Below are 19167 nucleotides of genomic sequence, written 5' to 3' on the forward strand. Positions count from 1 at the left end.
GTTTCCCACTGTACTCGTTCTTCCGCCCGATTCATAATCGGCTTCATCGAATTGAATTTTGGCGCACCAAAAAACAACCCGGTGATCGGGAGACGTGGACTAGTGGGTGGCCGCTCGGCCGGCGGTTCGTGGTGGTGATCACGTCCCACCGTTTCAGCGGCTCGGACTACATTACGCACGAGCGGCGGCCGAGTCAAGCTCGGCCGCCGCTCAAACGTGAATTTCCAGCCGTTTCAGGCCAGTTGGACTGCTCCCAGGTTGCGCTTGCCGCGCCGCAGCACCAGCCAGCGGCCGTGGATCAGGTCGCCGGCGGTCGGTACCGCGTCCTCGCTCTCGACCTTGGTGTTGTTGAGGTAGGCGCCACCCTCTTTGATGGTGCGACGTGCGGCGGACTTGCTCGGGACCAGGTCGACCAGGGCCAGCAGGTCGGCGATCGGGGCGAGTTCGGTGACCTGCGCGACGGGCAGTTCGCTCAGCGCGGCGGTCAGGGTCTGCTCGTCCAGCTCGGCCAGCTCCCCCTGGCCGAAAAGCGCCCTGGACGCGGCGATGACCGCGGCGCACTGGCCGGCCCCGTGGACGAGCGTGGTGAGCTCCTCCGCGAGGGCCCGCTGGCCGGCCCGCGCCTGCGGGCGCTCCGCGGTGGCCTGCTCCAGCTCCTCGATCTCCTCGCGGCTCTTGAAGCTGAAGGTGCGCAGGTAGCGCGGGATGTCGCGGTCGTCGGCGTTCAGCCAGAACTGGTAGAAGGCGTAGGGCGTGGTCAGCTCGGGGTCGAGCCAGACGGCGCCGCCCTCGGTCTTGCCGAACTTGGTGCCGTCCGCCTTGGTGAGGAGGTTCTGGGTGAGGGCGTGCGCGGGGCCGTGCGGCTGGTTGCCCGCGACGCGCCGGATCAGGTCGAGGCCGGCGGTGATGTTGCCCCACTGGTCGCTGCCGCCGATCTGCAGGGTGCAGCCGTGCGAGCGGTACAGCTCCAGGAAGTCCAGGGACTGGAGGATGACGTAGCTGAACTCGGTGTAGCTCATCCCCTCTCCGTCGAGGCGGGTCCTGACCGTGTCCCTGGCGAGCATCTGGTTGACGCTGAAGTGCTTGCCGATGTCGCGGAGCAGCGCGAGAGCGGACAGCCCCTGGGTCCACTCGTAGTTGTCGGCCATCACCGCCTGGGTGGGGCCCGGGGTGTCGAAGTCCAGGAAGGCGGCGAGCTGGCCGCGCAGCGCGTTGACCCAGGCCTGCACGGTCTCGACGTCGTTGAGCACCCGTTCCGCGCTGGGCTTCGGGTCGCCGATCAGTCCGGTGGCGCCGCCGACGAGGGCGATCGGCCGGTGGCCGGCGAGCTGGAAGCGGCGGAGCGCGAGGATCTGGGTGAGGTGGCCGACGTGGAGGCTCTTCGCGGTCGGGTCGAAGCCGCAATAGAGGGTGAGGGGACCGTCCGCGAGCGCCTTGCGCAGGGCTTCCTCGTCGGTGGTCTGGGCGAGGACGCCCCGCCACCGCAGCTCGTCGACGATGTCCGTCACGGTGTCCGTGTCTCCTTGGGTCGGCTTTCTGCCTTCGGTGCAGCGTGTCCGAGGGTACGGGGTCGCGGCCACTGCATTCTTCGCTATCCGCGCTTGCGCGGCACGTGGGCGCGGTAGGGGCTGACGGTCGGATCGCCGTCGATCCAGTACCGCCACGGATGGGCGGCGCCCTCGCCGCCGACGCCGGTGCGGGGCCCGCTGCGGACCGTGCCGGGTGCGGGCGGGGCGCCGGTGAGCACGCGGAACGGGCCGCCGTCCGCGCAGGCGTCGGCGCCGTTGAGCTCGCGGGTGACCGACAGCGCGGTGGCCAGCCGCGCCGGGCCCTGGGCGAGGTCGCTGTCCTTGCGGGAGGTGGGGCGGTGGACGCGGGCGAGGTCGGCGCCGGCGGTGATCTCGCCGCCTCGCAGCAGGATTCCGCTGGGCCGGCCCTCGGGTCCGCACACCAGGTTGAGGCAGTGCCACATGCCGTAGGTGAAGTAGACGTAGATGTGGCCGGGCGGGCCGAACATGACGGCGTTGCGGTCGGTGCGCCCGCGGTAGGCGTGCGAGCCGGGGTCGTTGGGGCCGTCGTACGCCTCGACCTCGGTGATCCGCAGGTCGATCGGGCCCTGGGCGGTGCCGCGCACCAGGGTGCGGCCGAGCAGGTCGGGGGCGATCTGCAGGACCGGCCGGTCGAAGAAGGAGCGGGCGAGCGGGCTCCGTTCGGGTGCGGTGATCACAGTGCGGGAGCCTAGTGGAACGGCTCCGCGCGGCCGGGGAGACGGCAGGGCGCCGCACCGCACGGCGTGGAACCGGACGGCTGCGCTCTGCGTTCGTAGAGTTCGCTGAGCGCGGTCGCGTGTGGCTGGCATGGAAGGGTGGACGGATGGGGTTCAAGAAGCTGCTGGCGAGCCTGGGGGCCGGCGGGGCGTCGGTGGAGACCGAGCTGGCGCAGACCGATGTGACGCCGGGCGGATTGGTCCAGGGTTCGGTGCGGATCCAGGGCGGTTCCGTCGAGCAGCGGATCGAGGGCCTGGCGGTGGGGCTTCAGGCGCGGGTCGAGGTGGAGCGCAGGGACGCGCACGGCAACGAGACCGAGTACCACCAGGACGTGGAGTTCCACCGCGAGCAGGTGGGCGGGGCGTTCGAGATCGCCGCGGGCGCGGTGCACGACGTGCCGTTCACGCTTCAGGTGCCGTGGGAGACGCCGGTGACGATGTTCCTGGGGCGGCAGCTGACCGGGATGAACGTGGGGGTGACGACGGAGCTGCAGATCGCCCGTGCGGTGGACAAGGGGGATCTCGACGCGGTGCACGTCCATCCGCTGCCGGCCCAGCAGGCGCTGCTGGACGCCTTCGGGCAGCTGGGCTTCGCCTTCCGCAGCGCCGATCTGGAGAAGGGCGCCATCCACCACACCCGGCAGCGGCTGCCGTTCTACCAGGAGATCGAGTTCCGGCCGCCGGGTCTGTACCGGGGGCTGAGCCAGGTCGAGCTGACGTTCGTCGCGGACGGCGACGAGATGGACGTCGTGCTGGAGCTGGACAAGAAGCCGGGTCTGTTCAGCGTGGGCAGCGACACGTACCGCTCGTTCACGGTGGGTCTGCGGACCTTCGACCAGACCGACTGGGCGGGGTATCTGCACCAGTGGCTCGCCGAGGTGGGCGGTCGGCGGAACTGGTTCTAGGGTTCTAGGCTCGGGGTGATCAGAGAGCACGAAGACGATCAGGATCGAGGTACCGAGGTGTCCGAGCAGACGCGGCGGCCGCTCCCCCACGACTTCCATCCGCCCGTGCCGCCGTTCACTGTGGTGAGCGACGACGTGTCCGAGGGCGCGGCGCTGAAGGACGACCAGGTGTACGCGGGCGGGAACCTCTCGCCGCATCTGCGCTGGGAGGGCTTCCCCGCCGGGACGAAGAGCTTCGCGGTGTCCTGCTACGACCCGGACGCGCCGACGGGCAGCGGTTTCTGGCACTGGTCGGTGTTCGACATCCCGGCCTCGGTGACGGAGCTGCCGCGCGGTGCGGGCTCCGGGGACTTCGCGGGGCTGCCGGCCGGCGCGGTGCAGGTCCGCAACGACTACGGGACGCGTGACTTCGGCGGCGCCGCGCCGCCTCCCGGTGACGGGCCGCACCGCTACGTCTTCACGGTGTACGCGGTGGACGTGGAGAAGCTGGACGCGGACGCGGACACCTCCCCCGCGGTGGTCGGCTTCAACCTGCGCTTCCACGCGCAGGCCCGCGCCCAGCTGATCGGCGTCCACGAGACGCCCGCAGAGGGCTGAGCGGGCGGCGAAGGGCGGGCGCGGCGCCGGCTCCGGTTCTTCGCCCGCCCTTCGCCGTCTGCTCCGGCGGCGCTCACCTGCCGGCCTTCCGGGGGAAATTCCGTTGTCCACCAAGGTGGCCGGGGGCACAGTGGTGCCACTTCGCCCGAGGGGGGCGGACCGGGCCCGGGAGGTGGGCGGAGATGCGGGACACGCTGGTGTTGAATGCGAGCTTCGAGCCGCTGTCGACGGTGTCGCTGCGGCGGGCGGTGGTCCTGGTGATGCAGGACAAGGCCGTCGTGGAGCAGGCGCATCCCGGGCTGCGGATCCGTGCGGCGGACGTGGACGTCCCGCTGCCGCAGGTGATCCGGCTGTGCCGGTACGTGCGGGTGCCGTTCCGACAACGGGCGCCGTGGTCGCGGCGCGGTGTGCTGGTGCGCGACCGGCACCGCTGCGCGTACTGCGGGCGCAGGGCGACGACGGTGGACCATGTGCAGCCGCGGTCGCGGGGCGGTGGCGACACCTGGCTGAACACGGTGGCGGCGTGCGCGGAGGACAACCAGCGCAAGGCCGACCGTACGCCCGAGCAGGCGGGGATGCGGCTGCTGGTGCGGCCGTTCGAGCCGACTCCGGCGGACGCGCTGCTGCTGGCGCTGGGCGTGCGGGAGCGGGCGGAGCTGCCGCAGTGGCTGGCGCTCCCGGCGTGACGACGGCGTGGCACGGCCTCACCTGGTGTGGGACGGCGTGAACGGCAGGACCGGAGGAGAGCGGTGGGACCGGCGGGGCGGGGCCGATCGGTCCCGCCCCGCCGGTCCCTTCGTCATCTGAGGACGAGTTGCACGATGGCCGCGATCCCGACGACCACGATAAGGCCGCGCAGGGCGGCAGGCGGCAGGCGGCGGCCGACGCGGGCGCCGATCAGGCCGCCGACGGTCGCGCCGCAGGCGATCAGGGCGACGGCCGCCCAGTCCATGTGGGCGACGATGACGAAGAAGAGCGCGGCGATGCCGTTGACCGTCGCGGCCAGCACGTTCTTCAGCCCGTTGATCCGCTGGAGGGTGTCGTCGAGCAGCAGGCCCATCAGGGAGAGGTAGAGGACGCCCTGGGCGGCGCCGAAGTAGCCCCCGTACATGCTGGCGAGGAACATGCCGGCCATGAGCGCCGGGCCGCCGTGGGTGGGGGCGGTGGCGCCGGTGCGGTCCCTGCGGGCCTGGACGGCGCGGGAGAGCCGGGGCTGCAGCACGACGAGGACGAGGGCGACGGCGATCAGCGCGGGCACGATCGCGTCGAACGCCTTGGAGGGCAGCGTCACCAGCAGGACGGCTCCGCAGGCGCCGCCGACCAGGCAGACCGCGCCGAGGCGGAGGAGCCGGGGGCGCTGGCCGGCGAGTTCACGGCGGTAGCCCACCGCACCGGTCACGGAGCCGGGGACCAGCCCGAGCGAGTTGGACACGTTCGCGGTGACGGGCGGCAGGCCGACGGCGAGCAGCACGGGGAAGGTGATCAGCGTGCCCGAGCCGACGATGGTGTTGATGGTGCCCGCCCCGACTCCGGCCGCGAAGACGGCCAGGGCTTCTGCAGGGGACATAGGGAATCTCCATGGTCGCTGCGCATCCTCCCCGCCGGTCGGGTCGGGGGGTGCGCAGCGATCATGTCACAGCCCGGAGCAGGGCCCGCGGGGGCCTTCAGTCCTTGTCGAAGTGCGGGGACTCGCGGCGTGGCGCGGGGGTGGTGGCGCCGCCTCCGTTGCCGCCGCCGTTGCCGCCGCCGTTGCCGGAGACGCCCGGTATGTTGACGAAGCCGCCGAGGCCCTTGAGCGCGTCGTTGAGCTCGCTCGGGATGATCCAGAGCTTGTTGGCGTCGCCCTCGGCGATCTTCGGCAGCATCTGCAGGTACTGGTACGCGAGCAGCTTCTGGTCGGGGTCGCCGGCGTGGATCGACTCGAAGACGGTGCGGATCGCCTGGGCCTCGCCCTCGGCGCGCAGCGCGGCGGCCTTGGCGTCGCCCTCGGCGCGCAGGATCGAGGACTGCTTCTCGCCCTCTGCGGTGAGGATCTGGGACTGCCTGATGCCCTCGGCGGTGAGGATCGCGGCGCGCTTGTCACGGTCGGCGCGCATCTGCTTCTCCATCGAGTCCTGGATGGAGGTGGGCGGTTCGATCGCCTTCAGCTCGACGCGGTTGACGCGGATGCCCCACTTGCCGGTGGCCTCGTCCAGCACGCCCCGCAGCGCCGCGTTGATCTCCTCGCGGGAGGTGAGGGTGCGTTCCAGGTCCATGCCGCCGATGATGTTGCGCAGCGTGGTGACGGTGAGCTGCTCGATCGCCTGGATGTAGGAGGCGACTTCGTAGGTCGCGGCCCGCGCGTCGGTCACCTGGTAGTAGATGACGGTGTCGATGTTCACGACCAGGTTGTCCTGGGTGATCACCGGCTGCGGCGGGAACGGGACGACCTGCTCGCGCAGGTCGATCCGGTTGCGGATGGTGTCGATGAACGGGACGACGATGTTCAGTCCCGCGCTGAGGGTCCTGGTGTACCGGCCGAAGCGCTCGACGATGGCTGCGCTGGCCTGCGGGATCACCTGCACCGTCTTGATCAGCGCGATGAAGACGAGCACCACCAGGATGATCAGGACGATGATGATGGGCTGCATGGCCGCTCCCGCGCCGGTCGATCCGGATGTGTCCCCTGCGGGACATGATCAATTGTCGCAGACCGCAGGTGCGCCGCGGGCGGGTTCGGCGAAGTCCCGGCCCCGGGCGGACCGTTGGCTGCTCCCTACATGACGACCGCGGTCGCCCCGTCGATCTCCACCACGTCGACTTGCTGTCCGGGGTCGAAGCTCTGGCCGCTCTCCAGGGATCTGGCCGACCACACCTCGCCGCCCAGTTTGATCCGGCCGCCCGAGCCTCCGTCGACCCGTTCCAGCACCACGGCCTGCTTGCCCTTGAGCGCGTCGACGCCGCTGCGCTGCTCGGGGCGCTGGCGGTTGCGGTAGGCGAGCGGCCGCACGAACACCAGCAGCGCGACCGACACCACCACGAAGGTGACGACCTGGGCGACGATGCCGCCGCCCATTCCGGCCGCGGCCGCGCCGGCCACGGCTCCGACGGCGAACATCCCGAATTCGGGCATCGCCGTGATCACCAGGGGAATGCCGAGTCCCACTGCCGCTATCAGCCACCACACCCATGCGTCCACGTGGTCAATCGTAGGCGTGTCAGGGGTGGTTGCGGCAGTCCACAGCGGACTTGTGGACAACGCGGGGGGTTCGGGGGGCGCACGCGCGCGGCGGCCGGGGGCGCGGGGCGGCGCACGGGCGGCGCCGCGGGACGCCGGGCGGCGTTCGGGGCTCAGGACGCGGGGCTCAAGGCGCGGGCCGCGCGACCCGCGACGGGGACGAGGGACGCGGATCGGGAACGCGGGTCAGGACAGCGGAAGTCCGGTGGCGGTCCAGCGGTCGCCGCGGCGCTCGACCACCAGCGGCAGGCCGAAGCAGACCGAGAGGTTGCGGGAGGTCAGCTCAGTGCCGATCGGGCCGGCGGCGACGACCCTGCCCTGGCGGATCATCAGGACGTGGGTGAAGCCGGGGGCGATCTCCTCGACATGGTGGGTGACCATGATCATGGAGGGCGCGATGGGGTCGCGGGCGAGCCGGCCGAGCCGGCGGACCAGGTCCTCGCGGCCGCCGAGGTCGAGGCCGGCCGCGGGCTCGTCGAGCAGCAGCAACTCGGGGTCGGACATCATCGCGCGCGCGATCAGGGTGCGCTTGCGCTCGCCCTCGGAGAGCGTGCCGAACCTGCGGTCCAGGAAGTCGTTCATGCCGAGCCGGTCGAGGAAGGCCCGCGCCCGGTCCTCGTCGACCTGCTCGTAGTCCTCGCGCCAGGTCGCCGTCATGCCGTAGGCGGCGGTGAGCACGGTCTGCAGGACGGTCTGCCGGCGGGGCATCTTCTCGGCCATCGCGGCGCCTGCCATGCCGATGCGCGGGCGCAGGTCGAAGACGTCGACCTGGCCGAGCTTGTCGCCGAGCACCTGGACGGTGCCCGTGGTGGGGAAGAGGTAGCTGGAGGCGACGTTGAGCAGGGTGGTCTTGCCGGCGCCGTTGGGGCCGAGAATGACCCAGCGCTCCCCCTCGGCGACGGACCACGAGACCTGCTCGACCAGAGCGCGTCCGTCGCGGACCACGGATACGGCCACCAGCTCCAGTACATCGCTCATGAGCGCGTTGTCTCCCATTGCAGTCTCGGCATGTCCGGTGCGCCGGGGTCGGCACGGGCCGGAAGGAACCCCGGGGGAAAACTTACGCCACCGCACGACGGGTCCAGTCCATAGGCTGGGGGCATGCTTGATGAACCTCGTTCAGGACGGCTGGTGGCATGGGGAAATGCGCTGCTTGCCGGACTTGTCTCACCGGACGACGTCGCGCAGCGGATCACGGCGGACGACGCCGTGCACCGGATCTCGGGGCTGCCGGGCGAGCACGCCCCGGTGGGTCTGACGCTCGGACTCGGCAGGCTGCGGGCGCTGGGGGTGACCGGGCTGCGGCTGGCGCTGCCGGTGGCCGGGCACCCGCTCGGGCTGAGCGGCCCGCCGGAGTTCAACGCCCTAGCGATGGCGGCCGGGCAGGCGGTGCTCACGGTGGGAGACGCCTCGCTCGGCCTGGTGCCCGAGGTGCACGAGGCCGGCCCGGCCGGTGACGTGCACGTCGACGTGGAGTGGCAGTGCCTGCCGGTACGGGACGCGCCGCCGGCCGACGTCCCCTCGCTGGGCGAGGCGGAGCGGGAGCTCGCGGAGGCGCTGCGGGACGCCACCGAGGCGCTGGCGCGCCTGGACGTGGCGGGCGCGGGGCCGGCCGCGCAGGCGGCGCTGGAGGCGTACCGGGCGCGGACCGAGCGCGGCCGCGAGGTGCTCGCGCCGGGGTATCCGCCGCGCGCGGTGCGGGTGCTGGCGCTGGCGCAGCGCGTCGCCGCGCTCGTGGACATCGCGGCGGACGGCCCCGGCGGCGCGGTCAGCGCGTCGCAGATCGCCGCCCGCGCGGAGCTGCTGCGCCCGGTGGAGCGCACCGCGCGCCGCGCGCAGGTCGCGGCGTACAACGCCTACGTGGAGGAGCGGGAGCGCGGGCGGCCCTGAGCGTGCGCGGGTGGCGACGGTCGCGGCGGCGGCCCCTGCCGGAGCCGGTGGGCCGGGTCACTGGGGGATCAGGGGGCGCGGGCCACTCGGGATCAGGAGGCGGCGCCGTTGCGGACCGCCCACAGTGCGGCCTGGGTGCGGTCGGCGAGGTCGAGCTTCATCAGGATGTTGGAGACGTGCGTCTTCACCGTCTTCTCCGACAGCACCAGCGCCCGCGCGATCTCCCGGTTGGAGCGGCCGTCCGCGATGAGCGCCAGCACCTCGCGCTCGCGGTCGGTGAGCGCGTTGCCGCGGCCGGTGGAGTGGGTGTCCTGCTCCTGTGCGAGCAGGACGTCCGCCACCTCGGGCTGCAGCAGGACGTGCCCCGCGTGCACCGAGCGGATCGCGTCGGCGAGCGCGACCGGGTCGACGTCCTTGTAGACGTATCCGGCGGCGCCGGCCCGCAGCGCCGGCACGACGGTGCGCTGTTCGGTGAAGCTGGTCACCACGAGGACCCGCGCCGGGTTCTGCGCGTCGCGCAGCAGCCGCAGCGCCTCGATGCCGTCGGTGCCGGGCATCTTGACGTCCATCAGGATCACGTCGGGCCGCAGCTCCTCGGCCAGCCGCACGCCCTCCGCGCCTTCGGCGGCCTCACCGACGACCTCGATGTCGCCCTGCACCTCAAGGAACGTCCGCAGGCCGCGGCGCACCACCTGGTGGTCGTCGACCAGCAGCACGCGGATCACTTGCTCAGCCACCGGGGACCTCCATCTCGATGACGGTGCCCTTGCCGGGCTCCGATTGCACGGCGAGGCTGCCGCCCACCCCTGCGGCCCTGTCCCGCATGGACACCAGGCCGAGGTGCCGGCCCGCGCGCCGGACGGCGGTCGGGTCGAAGCCGCGGCCGTCGTCGCGCACCCGCAGCCTGGCGGCCTTGCCGCGGCCTTCGAGGGTGACGGCGACGGTGCCCGCGTGGGCGTGCCGCAGGGCGTTGTGCATCGCCTCCTGGGCGACCCGCAGCACCGCCTCCTCCTGGGAGGCGGGCAGCGCGCGCACCTGGACGGCGTGGAAGGTGACGTCCGCGGAGTGCGCCCGGTCCAGCACCTCGGCCTGGGTGCGCAGGGTGGCGATCAGGCCGTCCTCGTCGAGCGCGGCGGGCCGCAGTTCGACGACGACGGCCCGCAGTTCGTCGGCCGCCTCCGCGGCGAGCGCGGCGACCTGCCGCAGCTCCTCCTTGGCGCGCTCCGGGTGCTGGTCGACGAGGGCGCCCGCGGCCTGGGCGGTCAGCCGGAGCGAGAAGAGCTTCTGGGAGACCGCGTCGTGCAGTTCGTGGGCGATCCTGGCCCGCTCGCCGGCCAGGGTCAGCTCCCGGCTGCGCTCGTAGAGGCGGGCGTTGGTGAGGGCGATCGCGGCGTGGTCGGCGAGGATGCGCAGCAGGTCCTCGTCCTCCTGGGTGAAGCCGCCGGCGCCCTCGGGCTGCCGCACGCAGGTCTTGTTCGCCAGGAAGACCGCGCCGAGGATCTCCTCGCCGTCCGCGACCGGCATGCCGATGAAGTCCTTCATCACCGGGTGCGCGCGCGGCCAGCCCGCGAAGCTCTCGAAGTCGCGGACGTCGTCGAGGCGCTGCGGGGTGGCCTCGTGCAGCATCGCGGCCAGTACGCCGTGCTGGCGCGGCAGCGGGCCGATGGCCTTCCACTGCTCGTCGCTGACGCCGTCGACCACGAACTGGGCGAAGCCGCCGTGGTCGTCCGGCACGCCGAGCGCGGCGTACTCGGCGCCGAGCAGCTCACGCGCGGAGGCCACGATGGTCTGGAGCACCTCGCGCACCTCCAGCCGGCGGTTCATCGCCAGGAGCGCGGCGCTGACCGCTTCGATTCCGCCTCGCGGCGCCCGGGTGGACATGCTCCCACCGTACCGGGGAGGGGTGACGGCCCGTATGCGGCGCCGGACGGACCGTCCTCGGACATCGGCCCTACGACCGGGCGTAGGGCCAAGTGCCCGCACCGCCTGCGGCGCACGGCCGAGGCGCCGCCGGTGCGGCCGTTCCTACGGTGGGGCCAGGTGGTCCGGTACGGGTGCCGGGCCGGTGGAACGGAGAGCCGATCATGACGGTGGCGATCATCACCGGGGCGTCCCGCGGTCTGGGCCGGGCGCTGGCCGCCGAGCTGGCCGGGCGGGGTTACGACCTGGTGCTCGACGGCAGGGACGCGGAGGCGCTGCGGGAGGCCGCGGCGCGACTGGAGCGGGACGCGCGGTCGCAGCGGGGCGCGCCGGGGGTGCGGGTGAGAGCGGTGCCGGGCAGCGTCACCGACCCGGCGCACCGGGAGGAGCTGGTGGCGGCCGCGCTGGCGCTGGGCGGCGTCGACGTGCTGGTGAACAACGCGAGCGCGCTGGGCGCCGAACCGCTCGTGCCGCTGGCGGAGCTGCCGGTGGCCGGGCTGCGCGAGGCGCTGGAGACCAACGTGACGGCGCCGTTCGCCCTGGTGCGCGCGGTGCTGCCGGCGCTGCGTGCGGCCGGCGGCGCGGTGCTGAACGTCAGCTCGGACGCGGCGGTGGAGGCGTACCCCACGTGGGGAGGGTACGGCGCCGCCAAGGCGGCCCTCGACCAGTTGTCGGCGGTGCTCGCGGAGGAGGAGCCGGACATCCGGGTGTGGTGGGTGGACCCGGGCGACCTGCGCACCGGGCTGTACGCGGCGGCGGTGCCCGACGATCCCGACTTCGGGGAGCGGGCGCTGCCCGAGGAGGTCGCGCCGTCCTTCCTGCGGCTGCTGGACGAGCGGGCGCCGAGCGGGCGCTACGTCGCGCGGACGGCTGCGGCTCAGGTGGCGTCTCCGGCTGCCGCGGCGGCGGACCGGGCGGGGGTCCGATGAGCGCGGTGGTCACGTGCCCCACCTGCGACGACGAGGCCGCCAGGGTGGGTTCCGCAGGTCTGGGCGGCCTGCGGCTGCCGCCGGAACTGGTGGCCGCAGCGCCGGCCCCCCGCCGCGACGCGGTCCGGCTGCTGGTCGGCCGGCAGGCCGCGGACGAGGTCACCCACCACGCCTTCACCGAGCTGCCCCGCCTGCTGCGGGCCGGCGACGTGCTGGTGGTGAACACCTCGCGCACCCTCCCCGCGGCGGTCGACGGGCGGCTGGCCGGCGAGGACGTCGTCGTGCACTTCTCCACCCGCAGGGACGACGGCCGCTGGGTGGTGGAGGTCCGCCGCCCGGACGGGCACGGGTCGACGGTGCGCAGGCCGGGCGGCCCGCAGGGCGGCGCGGTGGCGACGCCGGAGGGCGGCCGGCTGGTGCTGGAGGAGCCGCTGGACCCGCGCGGCGACCGGCTGTGGATCGCCCGCCCGTACGGGATCGATCCGCCGGCGCTGATGGCGCGCCACGGCCGCCCGATCCGCTACTCCTACACCGAGCGCGACCAGCCGCTGGCGGCGTACCAGACGGTCTTCGCCACGGCGTCCCCCGACGGGACGGGCTCGGCGGAGATGCCGAGCGCGGCCCGGCCGTTCACCGCGGCGATGGTGACGGAGCTGGTCAGCCGGGGGGTGCAGATCGCGCCGATCGTGCTGCACACCGGGGTCGCCTCGGCCGAGGCGCACGAGCCGCCGTACGCGGAGCCGTACGAGGTGCCGGCTGCCACCGCGTGGCAGGTGAACGCGGCGCGGGCGGCCGGCGGGCGGGTGGTGGCGGTGGGCACCACCGCGGTGCGGGCGCTGGAGTCGGCGGCGGACCGGCACGGCAGAGTGCGGCCCGCGCGGGGCTGGACCGAGCTGGTGGTCACCCCCGGGCGCGGGGTGCGGGCGGTGGACGGCCTGCTGACAGGACTGCACGAGCCGGAGGCCTCGCACCTGCTGATGCTGCGGGCAGTGTCCGGCGACCGGCTGCTGGAGGCGGTGTACGCCGAGGCGCTGCGCGGGCGCTACCTGTGGCACGAGTTCGGGGACGTCAATCTGCTGCTCCCCTGAGAAAGCCAGCGGCCGGGCCACCGCGACGCCGGGAATAAGCATCACATAAAGCACCCCTCTGATCACCATCGGCGATCCGGGGGGTGCGGCCGTGTGACCTCACCTATAGGACGTGCGTCACATACTAACGGGCTTAGTGATATCGCATCCGGGCGCCGCCCACGGAAAGGGCGCATCGGGCACTGCTTTCCTGCTCATCTACGACGGAAGGTCGTAGGGCATCGCGTTGACCCCGCGTTTTCGGAGCCTCTATGAATTCTCAGGTCCGCAAACGGAAGAGGTAAATCCGCATGCAGCTCCCCACGATCCCGAAGATCGGCCGACTGTCCAGGAAGCACAAGATCACCGCCGCCGGTGCCGCCGCCGCGGCCGCTGTCGTCCTGACGGTCACCGGTCTGCAGGCGACCGGTGGGTCCTCCGCGGTCGCCGTCGGCGACCCGACCGGCTACTCGGTCTCCACCGGCGACCACGTCAAGAGCCTGGACGCGAAGTCCGGCATGGCGTCGCAGAAGGCGATCTCCGACCAGATCGCCGCGCAGAAGAAGAAGGCCGCGGACGCCGTGGCCGCCAAGAAGAAGGCCGCCGCCCAGGCCGCGGCGAAGAAGAAGGCGGCCGCCGAGGCCGCCGCGAAGAGGAAGGCCGCCGCCCAGGCGGCGCACAGGCGCGCGGCCGCGGCGGCCGCCGAGCGCGCCCGGGAGAGGGCGGCCGCGAACCGCTCCGAGCACCGCGCCGCGCTGGCCCGCGCCCGCGCCGCCGCCGCGACCCCCAAGCCCGCCCCCGCGCCCACCGTCACGTACGCGAACAACCTGGACGGCTGGATCCGCGAGTCCATGGCGGTCATGGCCAAGCACAACATTCCCGGCAGCTACAACGGCATTTACCGGAACATCATCCGTGAGTCCAGCGGAAATCCGAACGCCATCAACCTGTGGGACATCAACGCCCAGAACGGAATCCCCTCCAAGGGACTCCTCCAGGTGATCAACCCGACCTTCCAGACCTACCACGTCGACGGCACGTCGTGGAACATCTACGACCCGGTCGCGAACATCACCGCCGCGTGCAACTACGCGTACCACGTCTACGGAACCATGGACAACGTGTACTCCGCGTACTGACGCACCCGCGGCAACGGAGCCGACGGGAAAGGGCGGTGGGACTCGTGAAGTCCCACCGCCCTTTCCCGTCCGCGGAATTCCGCCGTCCCGCGTCGCGCCGTCCCGGCGGCGGCCGGAACGCACCGCCGCGCGGCGCTACTTGCGCATGACCTCCGGCTCGTGCCGGCGCAGCAGCCGCGCGACCACGAAGCCGCACAGCACGCCGATCACCAGCAGCACCACCATGTCGAGCGTCCAGGCGGTCGCGGTGTGCTTCCACAGCGGGTCGACCGACTGGTGGGTGGGGTCCCAGGGCAGCAGCGTGTTCAGGTCGGCGGTGGTGCCGGCCCCGGCGACCGCCCAGCGCGAGGGCATCAGCCAGGCGAGCTGCTCGACTCCGGGCTTGCTGTACAGCTGGAAGAGCACACCGGTGAAGACCACCTGCACGATGGCGAACATGACCAGCAGCGGCATGGTCTTCTCGGCGGTCTTCACCAGCGCCGAGATGATCAGGCCGACCATCATCGAGGTGAATCCCAGCGCCATGATCACCAGCGCCATCTCGACCCCGGGGTGCGCGGTCAGCACCACGCCCTCGGGAGGCATCTTGCGCGGCGCGAAGCCGATGCCGCTGATGATGGCGCCCTGCAGCGCGGTGATCAGGCCCAGCACGATGATCTTGGACATCAGGTACGCGGAGCGGGACAGGCCCACCGCGCGTTCCCGCTCGTAGATCACCCGCTCCTTGATCAGCTCGCGGACCGAGTTCGCGGCGCCCGCGAAGCACGCGCCGACCGCCAGGATCAGCAGGATCGTTCCCGCGTCCTTGTTCTGCAGGTGGTTCTTGACCGGGCCGTAGCCGAGGCCGCTGTCCGCCGGGATCAGCACCGAGACGATGCCGAGGACCGCGGGCAGGATCACCATCAGGCCGATGAAGCCCTTGTCCGAGATGATCACCGACAGGTAGCGGCGGACCAGGGTGAACAGCTGGGAGCCCCAGCTCTGCGGCTTCGTCGGCCGCGCGGCCTGCTGCGGGATGTAGTGCGCCTGCTGCGGGCCCGCCGCGTCCAGCTCGGCCGCGTACGTCTGGTAGTGCTGCGAACCGCGCCAGCGGCCCGACCAGTCGTAGTCGCGGTAGTTCTCGAACGCGGAGAAGACGTCCGCCCAGGTCTCGTAGCCGAAGAAGGCGAGCGCCTCGTCCGGCGGCCCGAAGTACGCGACGGCGCCGCCGGGTGCCATGACCAGCAGCTTGTCGCACAGCGCCAGTTCGGCGACGGAGTGCGTGACGACCAGCACGGTGCGTCCGTCGTCGGCCAGTCCGCGCAGCAGCTTCATCACGTCGCGGTCCATGCCCGGGTCGAGGCCGGAGGTCGGCTCGTCCAGGAAGATCAGCGACGGCTTGGTGAGCAGTTCGAGCGCGACCGACACGCGCTTGCGCTGGCCGCCGGACAGCGAGGTGATCCGCTTGTCCGCGTGGATGTCGAGCTTCAGCTCGCGGAGCACCTCGTTGATCCGCGCCTCGCGCTCGGCGGTCGCGGTGTCACCGGGGAACCGGAGCTTGGCCGCGTACCGCAGCGCGGTCCTGACGTGCAGCTCCTTGTGCAGGATGTCGTCCTGCGGGACCAGGCCGATGCGCTGGCGCAGCTCGGCGAACTGCTTGTACAGGTCGCGGTTGTCGTACAGCACCTCGCCCTGGTCGGCCGGGCGGTATCCGGTCAGCGCGCGCAGCAGCGTGGACTTGCCGGAGCCCGACGGGCCGATCACGCCGATCAGCGACTTCTCCGGGACGCCGAAGGAGACATCCCTGAGGATCTGCTTGGTGCCCTTGCCGTGCGGCACGGTGACCGACAGCCGGCGGGCCGAGAAGGAGACGTCGCCGGTGTCGACGAACTCCTCCAGCCGGTCGCCGACCAGCCGGAAGGTCGAGTGGCCGACGCCGACGATGTCGTTCGGTCCCAGCAGGTGCCGCTGGATCGCCTGGCCGTTGACGTACGTGCCGTTGTGGCTGCCGAGGTCGACGATCTCGTAGCGGCCGTCGGGGTGCGCCCTGAACTCGGCGTGGTAGCGCGAGACCTGGAGGTCGGAGACGACCAGTTCGTTCTCCCGCGCGCGGCCGATCCGCATCACCCGGCCGAGCGCGAGCTGGTGGAAGGTGGTCGGGCTGCGGTCGCCGTAGCCGGGCGCGCCGGCGCCGGGCTGCTGGGCGGACGGCTGCGGCGGCTGCCCCCAGCCGGCGGCGGGCTGCTGCGGCGGCGCCACCGGGGCCGCGGCCTGGGCCTGGGCGGGAGCGGCGGCCTGGTGCGCGTACGCCTGCGGCTGGTGGGCCGGGGCCGGCGCGTACGCCTGCTGCGCGGGCACGGGCTGCGGCGCCGGCTGCTGGTACGCGGGCTGCTGCGGCGGCGTGGCGGCGGGCGCCGTCCGCGCCGCGGTGAAGTGCAGCCGGGGACCGTCCGTGGCGTTGCCGAGGTAGACCGCGGAACCGGCCCCCAGCTCGGTCTGCTGGACCCGCCGTCCCTGCGCGAAGGTGCCGTTCGTGCTGCCGAGGTCCTCGATCACCCAACCGCGGTCGCCGCAGCGGATGGTGGCGTGCCGCCAGGACACTCGCGGGTCTTCCAGGACCAGGTCGCCCTGCGGGTCCCGCCCCAGGCTGTATGACCGTGATCCGTCAAGCGGCCAGGTTCGTCCGTTCAGTTCAAGTACGAGTTCAGGCACCCCAAGCCCCATTGGTCGTCCCCCGGTAGTCCCCCATGGAGGGGAGTCTAGGTATAGCGAACATCGGGGGGAACTATCGCAGGCCCCGGTCGGGTAACAGAACGCACCCTCGTGTGCGGGTTCCGTGCCGGCCCTGCGACAGACCCGCTGTCCGGAGGGCGGGACGGAGATGATCGCGCGCGGCACGCCGGTTAACGTGGGAGGACCATGGAAGACGCCCGGCAAGACGCCCCGCAGCGCATGAGCCCCCCCGAGCCCGCGCCCGACGCGCGCACGCTCCTGGTCAAGATCTTCGGCAAGGACCGCCCCGGCATCACCGCCGGCCTCTTCGACGTGCTGGCCGCCTTCACGGTGGACGTGGTGGACATCGAGCAGGTCGTGACGCGCGGCAGGATCGTGCTGTGCGCGCTGGTGACCGCGCCCGCCGGGCGCGGCGCCGAGGGTGCGCTGCGCTCCACCGTGCACAGCTGGGCCGAGGAGCGGAAGCTCCAGGCCGAGATCATCTCCGGCACCGGCGACAACCGGCCGCGCGGTGAGGGCCGTTCGCATGTGACGGTGCTCGGCAGCCCGCTGACCGCCCGGTCCACCGCGGCCATAGCGGCACTGATCACCGGCGCGGGCGGCAACATCGACCGTGTCTTCCGGCTGGCGAAGTACCCCGTCACCGCCGTGGAGTTCGCCGTCTCGGGCGCCGAGCCGGGAGTGCTGCGCTCGGTGCTGTCACCGGCGGCCGCCGTGCACGACGTGGACATCGCGGTCGTCCCGTCCGGGCTGCAGCGCAGGGCCCAGCGCCTGGTGGTGATGGACGTGGACTCCACCGTCATCCAGGACGAGGTGATCGAGCTCTTCGCCGCGCACGCCGGGTGCGAGGAGCAGGTCGCCGAGGTGACGGCCGCGGCGATGCGCGGCGAGCTGGACTTCGAGCAGTCGCTGCACGCCAGGGTGGCGCTGCTCGAAGGGCTCGACGCGTCGGTGGTGGACAAGGTGCGCGCCGAGGTGCGGCTGACCCCCGGGGCCCGCACCCTGATCCGTACGCTCAAGCGGCTCGGCTACCAGGTGGGCGTGGTCTCCGGCGGCTTCACCCAGGTCACCGACGACCTGAAGGAGCGGCTCGGACTGGACTTCGCCGCCGCCAACACCCTGGAGGTGCGGGACGGGCAGCTGACCGGCAAGGTCACCGGGCCGATCGTGGACCGCGCGGGCAAGGCGCGGCTGCTGCGGGAGTTCGCCGCGCAGGCCGGGGTGCCGCTGAGCCAGACCGTGGCGATCGGCGACGGCGCCAACGACCTGGACATGCTGAACGCGGCCGGACTCGGCGTGGCCTTCAACGCCAAGCCGCTGGTACGGCAGGCCGCGGACACCGCCGTCAACGTGCCGTTCCTCGACACCGTGCTCTACCTGCTGGGGATCACCCGGGAGGAGATCGAGGCGGCCGACGCGATGGACGGCATGCCGACCTCCTGACCGGGGTGCCACCGCCGCGCCGCCGGGGGCGGCGGCGGTGGCGTCACCGGCTGCGGCGGCCGCGGTGGGGGGCATGGACCTCACGCCTCGTGCGGCGCCCAGAATCCGGTCAGCCGGCCGACGCCGTGCTCGACGGTCTTCCAGGAGCCGGAGAAGGTGATCACGGCGAAGGCCGCGGTCGGGAATCCGGCGCGCTTCATCCGGGCCAGCGCGTCCGCGTCCGCCGAGCCGGCCAGCGCGTCGGCCAGCGCGTGCACCCCGGGGTTGTGCCCGACCAGCAGCAGCGAGCCGACGTCGTCGGGGGTCTCGCCGAGCAGCGCGATGAGGTCGCCGAGAGTGGCCTCGTACAGCCGCTCCTCGTAGACCGTCCGGGGGCGGTGCGGCAGCTCGTGGGCGACGAGCTTCCAGGTCTCGCGGGTGCGGGCGGCGGTGGAGCACAGGGCCAGGTCGAGGGTGATGCCGTCGTCGGTGAAGCGGCGGCCGGCGGCGGGCGCGTCCTGCCGGCCGCGGTCGGCCAGTGGCCGCTCGTGGTCCGGAACCTCGGGCCAGTCGGCCTTGGCGTGCCTGAGCAGGACGATGGTGCGGGCGGAGTCGACGGTCATGCCCTTCAGCTTTCCAGAAACCCGGCGGTCGGGCGCGGGATGGCCCAGGCCCTGTGGACAACCGCGCCGCACCCGGCAGCTCGCGTCACAGCGGGCCCGCGGTCGGCGCCGGCAACGCGGTCACAGCGGACCCGAGGTCACAGCAGATGGTGCAGCAGGGCGCCGATGACGGAGGCGATCCCGCCGAAGGCGTCGCCGCCGGCGGAGGGCGCGGCCGCGCCCGCCGACCCCGCGCTGATCAGCGTGAGGAGCGCGGCGAAGGCCGCCGCGGGCAGAGCCACCGCCCACCACGGCAGCCGCGTCTGCACGCCGGCCGCCTTCCGCGCGGGCTCGGTGCGGGGCGCGGCCTGCTGCTGCCGGGCGTAGAGGTGCGGGGACTGCGTGGTCACGGTGACCGCCTCCGTGAGTGAACCGTCGGACTGCGTGTTCCTGCTCTTCCAGGTGCGGTTCGACGCTACGGGTGCGGTGCGGACGGTCCCA

The 19167-nt window shown here is 72.7% G+C and carries 19 protein-coding genes; 8 read left to right on the forward strand and 11 right to left on the reverse strand.

Annotated features, from left to right (window positions below; genetic code table 11):
• Positions 1-233 precede the first annotated feature (233 nt).
• Together tyrS and V2S66_RS05180 are read right to left on the reverse strand one after the other, a co-directional pair.
• Positions 234-1508 carry a tyrosine--tRNA ligase gene (gene tyrS, locus V2S66_RS05175; RefSeq protein ID WP_330793249.1) on the reverse strand — a complete coding sequence of 425 codons (1275 nt, stop codon included), beginning with the start codon at positions 1506-1508 and terminating at the stop codon, positions 234-236.
• A gap of 83 nt (positions 1509-1591) precedes the next feature.
• Entirely contained in the window at positions 1592-2227 is a 636-nt protein-coding gene (locus tag V2S66_RS05180; protein WP_330793250.1) for a DNA-3-methyladenine glycosylase, read from the reverse strand.
• A 146-nt stretch (positions 2228-2373) separates the two neighbouring features.
• Between V2S66_RS05180 and V2S66_RS05185 the strand changes: the two genes are divergently transcribed.
• The 3 genes from V2S66_RS05185 to V2S66_RS05195 all read left to right on the forward strand — a co-directional run bounded on the left by V2S66_RS05185 (position 2374) and on the right by V2S66_RS05195 (position 4454).
• Positions 2374-3171, forward strand: coding sequence for a sporulation protein (locus tag V2S66_RS05185; RefSeq protein ID WP_330793251.1), 798 nt, complete (start codon positions 2374-2376; stop codon positions 3169-3171).
• A 57-nt stretch (positions 3172-3228) separates the two neighbouring features.
• Positions 3229-3768: a YbhB/YbcL family Raf kinase inhibitor-like protein gene (locus tag V2S66_RS05190; RefSeq protein WP_330793252.1), complete on the forward strand. Its 540-nt coding sequence runs from the start codon at positions 3229-3231 to the stop codon at positions 3766-3768.
• A gap of 182 nt (positions 3769-3950) precedes the next feature.
• Positions 3951-4454 (forward strand): HNH endonuclease, encoded by a 504-nt coding sequence (locus tag V2S66_RS05195; protein ID WP_330793253.1) that lies wholly within the window; start codon positions 3951-3953, stop codon positions 4452-4454.
• A gap of 113 nt (positions 4455-4567) precedes the next feature.
• Here the strand turns inward: V2S66_RS05195 and V2S66_RS05200 are convergent, their stop codons facing one another.
• The 4 genes from V2S66_RS05200 to V2S66_RS05215 all read right to left on the reverse strand — a co-directional run bounded on the left by V2S66_RS05200 (position 4568) and on the right by V2S66_RS05215 (position 7963).
• Positions 4568-5335 (reverse strand): sulfite exporter TauE/SafE family protein, encoded by a 768-nt coding sequence (locus tag V2S66_RS05200; RefSeq protein ID WP_330793254.1) that lies wholly within the window; start codon positions 5333-5335, stop codon positions 4568-4570.
• A gap of 97 nt (positions 5336-5432) precedes the next feature.
• Positions 5433-6398: an SPFH domain-containing protein gene (locus V2S66_RS05205; RefSeq protein WP_330793255.1), complete on the reverse strand. Its 966-nt coding sequence runs from the start codon at positions 6396-6398 to the stop codon at positions 5433-5435.
• A gap of 125 nt (positions 6399-6523) precedes the next feature.
• Positions 6524-6955 (reverse strand): NfeD family protein, encoded by a 432-nt coding sequence (locus V2S66_RS05210; RefSeq protein ID WP_330793563.1) that lies wholly within the window; start codon positions 6953-6955, stop codon positions 6524-6526.
• A 216-nt stretch (positions 6956-7171) separates the two neighbouring features.
• Positions 7172-7963 (reverse strand): ABC transporter ATP-binding protein, encoded by a 792-nt coding sequence (locus V2S66_RS05215; RefSeq protein WP_330793256.1) that lies wholly within the window; start codon positions 7961-7963, stop codon positions 7172-7174.
• Positions 7964-8086: 123 nt separating this feature from the next.
• Between V2S66_RS05215 and V2S66_RS05220 the strand changes: the two genes are divergently transcribed.
• Positions 8087-8875 carry a hypothetical protein gene (locus V2S66_RS05220; RefSeq protein ID WP_330793257.1) on the forward strand — a complete coding sequence of 263 codons (789 nt, stop codon included), beginning with the start codon at positions 8087-8089 and terminating at the stop codon, positions 8873-8875.
• A gap of 92 nt (positions 8876-8967) precedes the next feature.
• On the opposite strand, the gene V2S66_RS05225 is transcribed toward V2S66_RS05220, so the two are convergent.
• Both V2S66_RS05225 and V2S66_RS05230 read right to left on the reverse strand, forming a co-directional pair.
• The gene (locus V2S66_RS05225) at positions 8968-9612 is read right to left on the reverse strand and encodes a response regulator transcription factor (protein ID WP_330793258.1); all 645 of its coding nucleotides are present in this window, start codon (positions 9610-9612) and stop codon (positions 8968-8970) included.
• Positions 9605-10756, reverse strand: a complete 1152-nt coding sequence (locus V2S66_RS05230) for a GAF domain-containing sensor histidine kinase (RefSeq protein ID WP_330793259.1) — start codon at positions 10754-10756, stop codon at positions 9605-9607. Before V2S66_RS05230 ends, V2S66_RS05225 begins: the two co-directional genes overlap by 8 nt.
• Before the next feature lie 203 nt (positions 10757-10959).
• On the opposite strand from V2S66_RS05230, the gene V2S66_RS05235 reads away from it, so the two are divergent.
• The 3 genes from V2S66_RS05235 (at position 10960) to V2S66_RS05245 (ending at position 13930) form a co-directional block, all read left to right on the forward strand.
• Positions 10960-11724, forward strand: coding sequence for an SDR family oxidoreductase (locus tag V2S66_RS05235; RefSeq protein WP_330793260.1), 765 nt, complete (start codon positions 10960-10962; stop codon positions 11722-11724).
• Entirely contained in the window at positions 11721-12812 is a 1092-nt protein-coding gene (locus tag V2S66_RS05240) for an S-adenosylmethionine:tRNA ribosyltransferase-isomerase (protein WP_413966298.1), read from the forward strand. The genes V2S66_RS05235 and V2S66_RS05240 overlap by 4 nt, the downstream gene beginning before the upstream one ends.
• A 290-nt stretch (positions 12813-13102) precedes the next feature.
• On the forward strand, positions 13103-13930 hold the full coding sequence (locus V2S66_RS05245) for a transglycosylase SLT domain-containing protein (RefSeq protein ID WP_330793261.1): 828 nt from the start codon (positions 13103-13105) through the stop codon (positions 13928-13930).
• A gap of 135 nt (positions 13931-14065) precedes the next feature.
• On the opposite strand, the gene V2S66_RS05250 is transcribed toward V2S66_RS05245, so the two are convergent.
• Entirely contained in the window at positions 14066-16633 is a 2568-nt protein-coding gene (locus tag V2S66_RS05250) for an FHA domain-containing protein (protein WP_330793262.1), read from the reverse strand.
• A 228-nt stretch (positions 16634-16861) separates the two neighbouring features.
• Between V2S66_RS05250 and serB the strand changes: the two genes are divergently transcribed.
• Entirely contained in the window at positions 16862-18085 is a 1224-nt protein-coding gene (gene serB, locus V2S66_RS05255; protein WP_330793263.1) for a phosphoserine phosphatase SerB, read from the forward strand.
• 80 nt (positions 18086-18165) lie between these two features.
• Here the strand turns inward: serB and V2S66_RS05260 are convergent, their stop codons facing one another.
• Together V2S66_RS05260 and V2S66_RS05265 are read right to left on the reverse strand one after the other, a co-directional pair.
• Positions 18166-18687, reverse strand: coding sequence for a SixA phosphatase family protein (locus V2S66_RS05260; protein WP_330793264.1), 522 nt, complete (start codon positions 18685-18687; stop codon positions 18166-18168).
• A 137-nt stretch (positions 18688-18824) separates the two neighbouring features.
• Positions 18825-19076 (reverse strand): hypothetical protein, encoded by a 252-nt coding sequence (locus V2S66_RS05265; RefSeq protein WP_330793591.1) that lies wholly within the window; start codon positions 19074-19076, stop codon positions 18825-18827.
• Between the last annotated feature and the right edge of the window lie 91 nt (positions 19077-19167).

The sequence above is a fragment of the Actinacidiphila polyblastidii genome, from assembly GCF_036353415.1.
Classification (GTDB): Bacteria; Actinomycetota; Actinomycetes; order Streptomycetales; family Streptomycetaceae; genus Actinacidiphila; species Actinacidiphila polyblastidii.

What these genes read in the sequence shown, in the direction of transcription:
- V2S66_RS05250 (WP_330793262.1), bottom strand. Translation starts at nt 16,633, where the DNA reads ATGGGGCTTGGGGTGCCTGAACTCGTACTTGAACTGAACGGACGAACC.
- V2S66_RS05240 (WP_413966298.1), top strand. Translation starts at nt 11,721, where the DNA reads ATGAGCGCGGTGGTCACGTGCCCCACCTGCGACGACGAGGCCGCCAGG.
- V2S66_RS05230 (WP_330793259.1), bottom strand. Translation starts at nt 10,756, where the DNA reads ATGTCCACCCGGGCGCCGCGAGGCGGAATCGAAGCGGTCAGCGCCGCG.
- serB (WP_330793263.1), top strand. Translation starts at nt 16,862, where the DNA reads ATGAGCCCCCCCGAGCCCGCGCCCGACGCGCGCACGCTCCTGGTCAAG.
- V2S66_RS05205 (WP_330793255.1), bottom strand. Translation starts at nt 6,398, where the DNA reads ATGCAGCCCATCATCATCGTCCTGATCATCCTGGTGGTGCTCGTCTTC.
- V2S66_RS05185 (WP_330793251.1), top strand. Translation starts at nt 2,374, where the DNA reads ATGGGGTTCAAGAAGCTGCTGGCGAGCCTGGGGGCCGGCGGGGCGTCG.
- V2S66_RS05220 (WP_330793257.1), top strand. Translation starts at nt 8,087, where the DNA reads ATGCTTGATGAACCTCGTTCAGGACGGCTGGTGGCATGGGGAAATGCG.
- V2S66_RS05215 (WP_330793256.1), bottom strand. Translation starts at nt 7,963, where the DNA reads ATGAGCGATGTACTGGAGCTGGTGGCCGTATCCGTGGTCCGCGACGGA.
- V2S66_RS05245 (WP_330793261.1), top strand. Translation starts at nt 13,103, where the DNA reads ATGCAGCTCCCCACGATCCCGAAGATCGGCCGACTGTCCAGGAAGCAC.
- V2S66_RS05235 (WP_330793260.1), top strand. Translation starts at nt 10,960, where the DNA reads ATGACGGTGGCGATCATCACCGGGGCGTCCCGCGGTCTGGGCCGGGCG.
- V2S66_RS05195 (WP_330793253.1), top strand. Translation starts at nt 3,951, where the DNA reads ATGCGGGACACGCTGGTGTTGAATGCGAGCTTCGAGCCGCTGTCGACG.
- V2S66_RS05200 (WP_330793254.1), bottom strand. Translation starts at nt 5,335, where the DNA reads ATGTCCCCTGCAGAAGCCCTGGCCGTCTTCGCGGCCGGAGTCGGGGCG.
- V2S66_RS05260 (WP_330793264.1), bottom strand. Translation starts at nt 18,687, where the DNA reads ATGACCGTCGACTCCGCCCGCACCATCGTCCTGCTCAGGCACGCCAAG.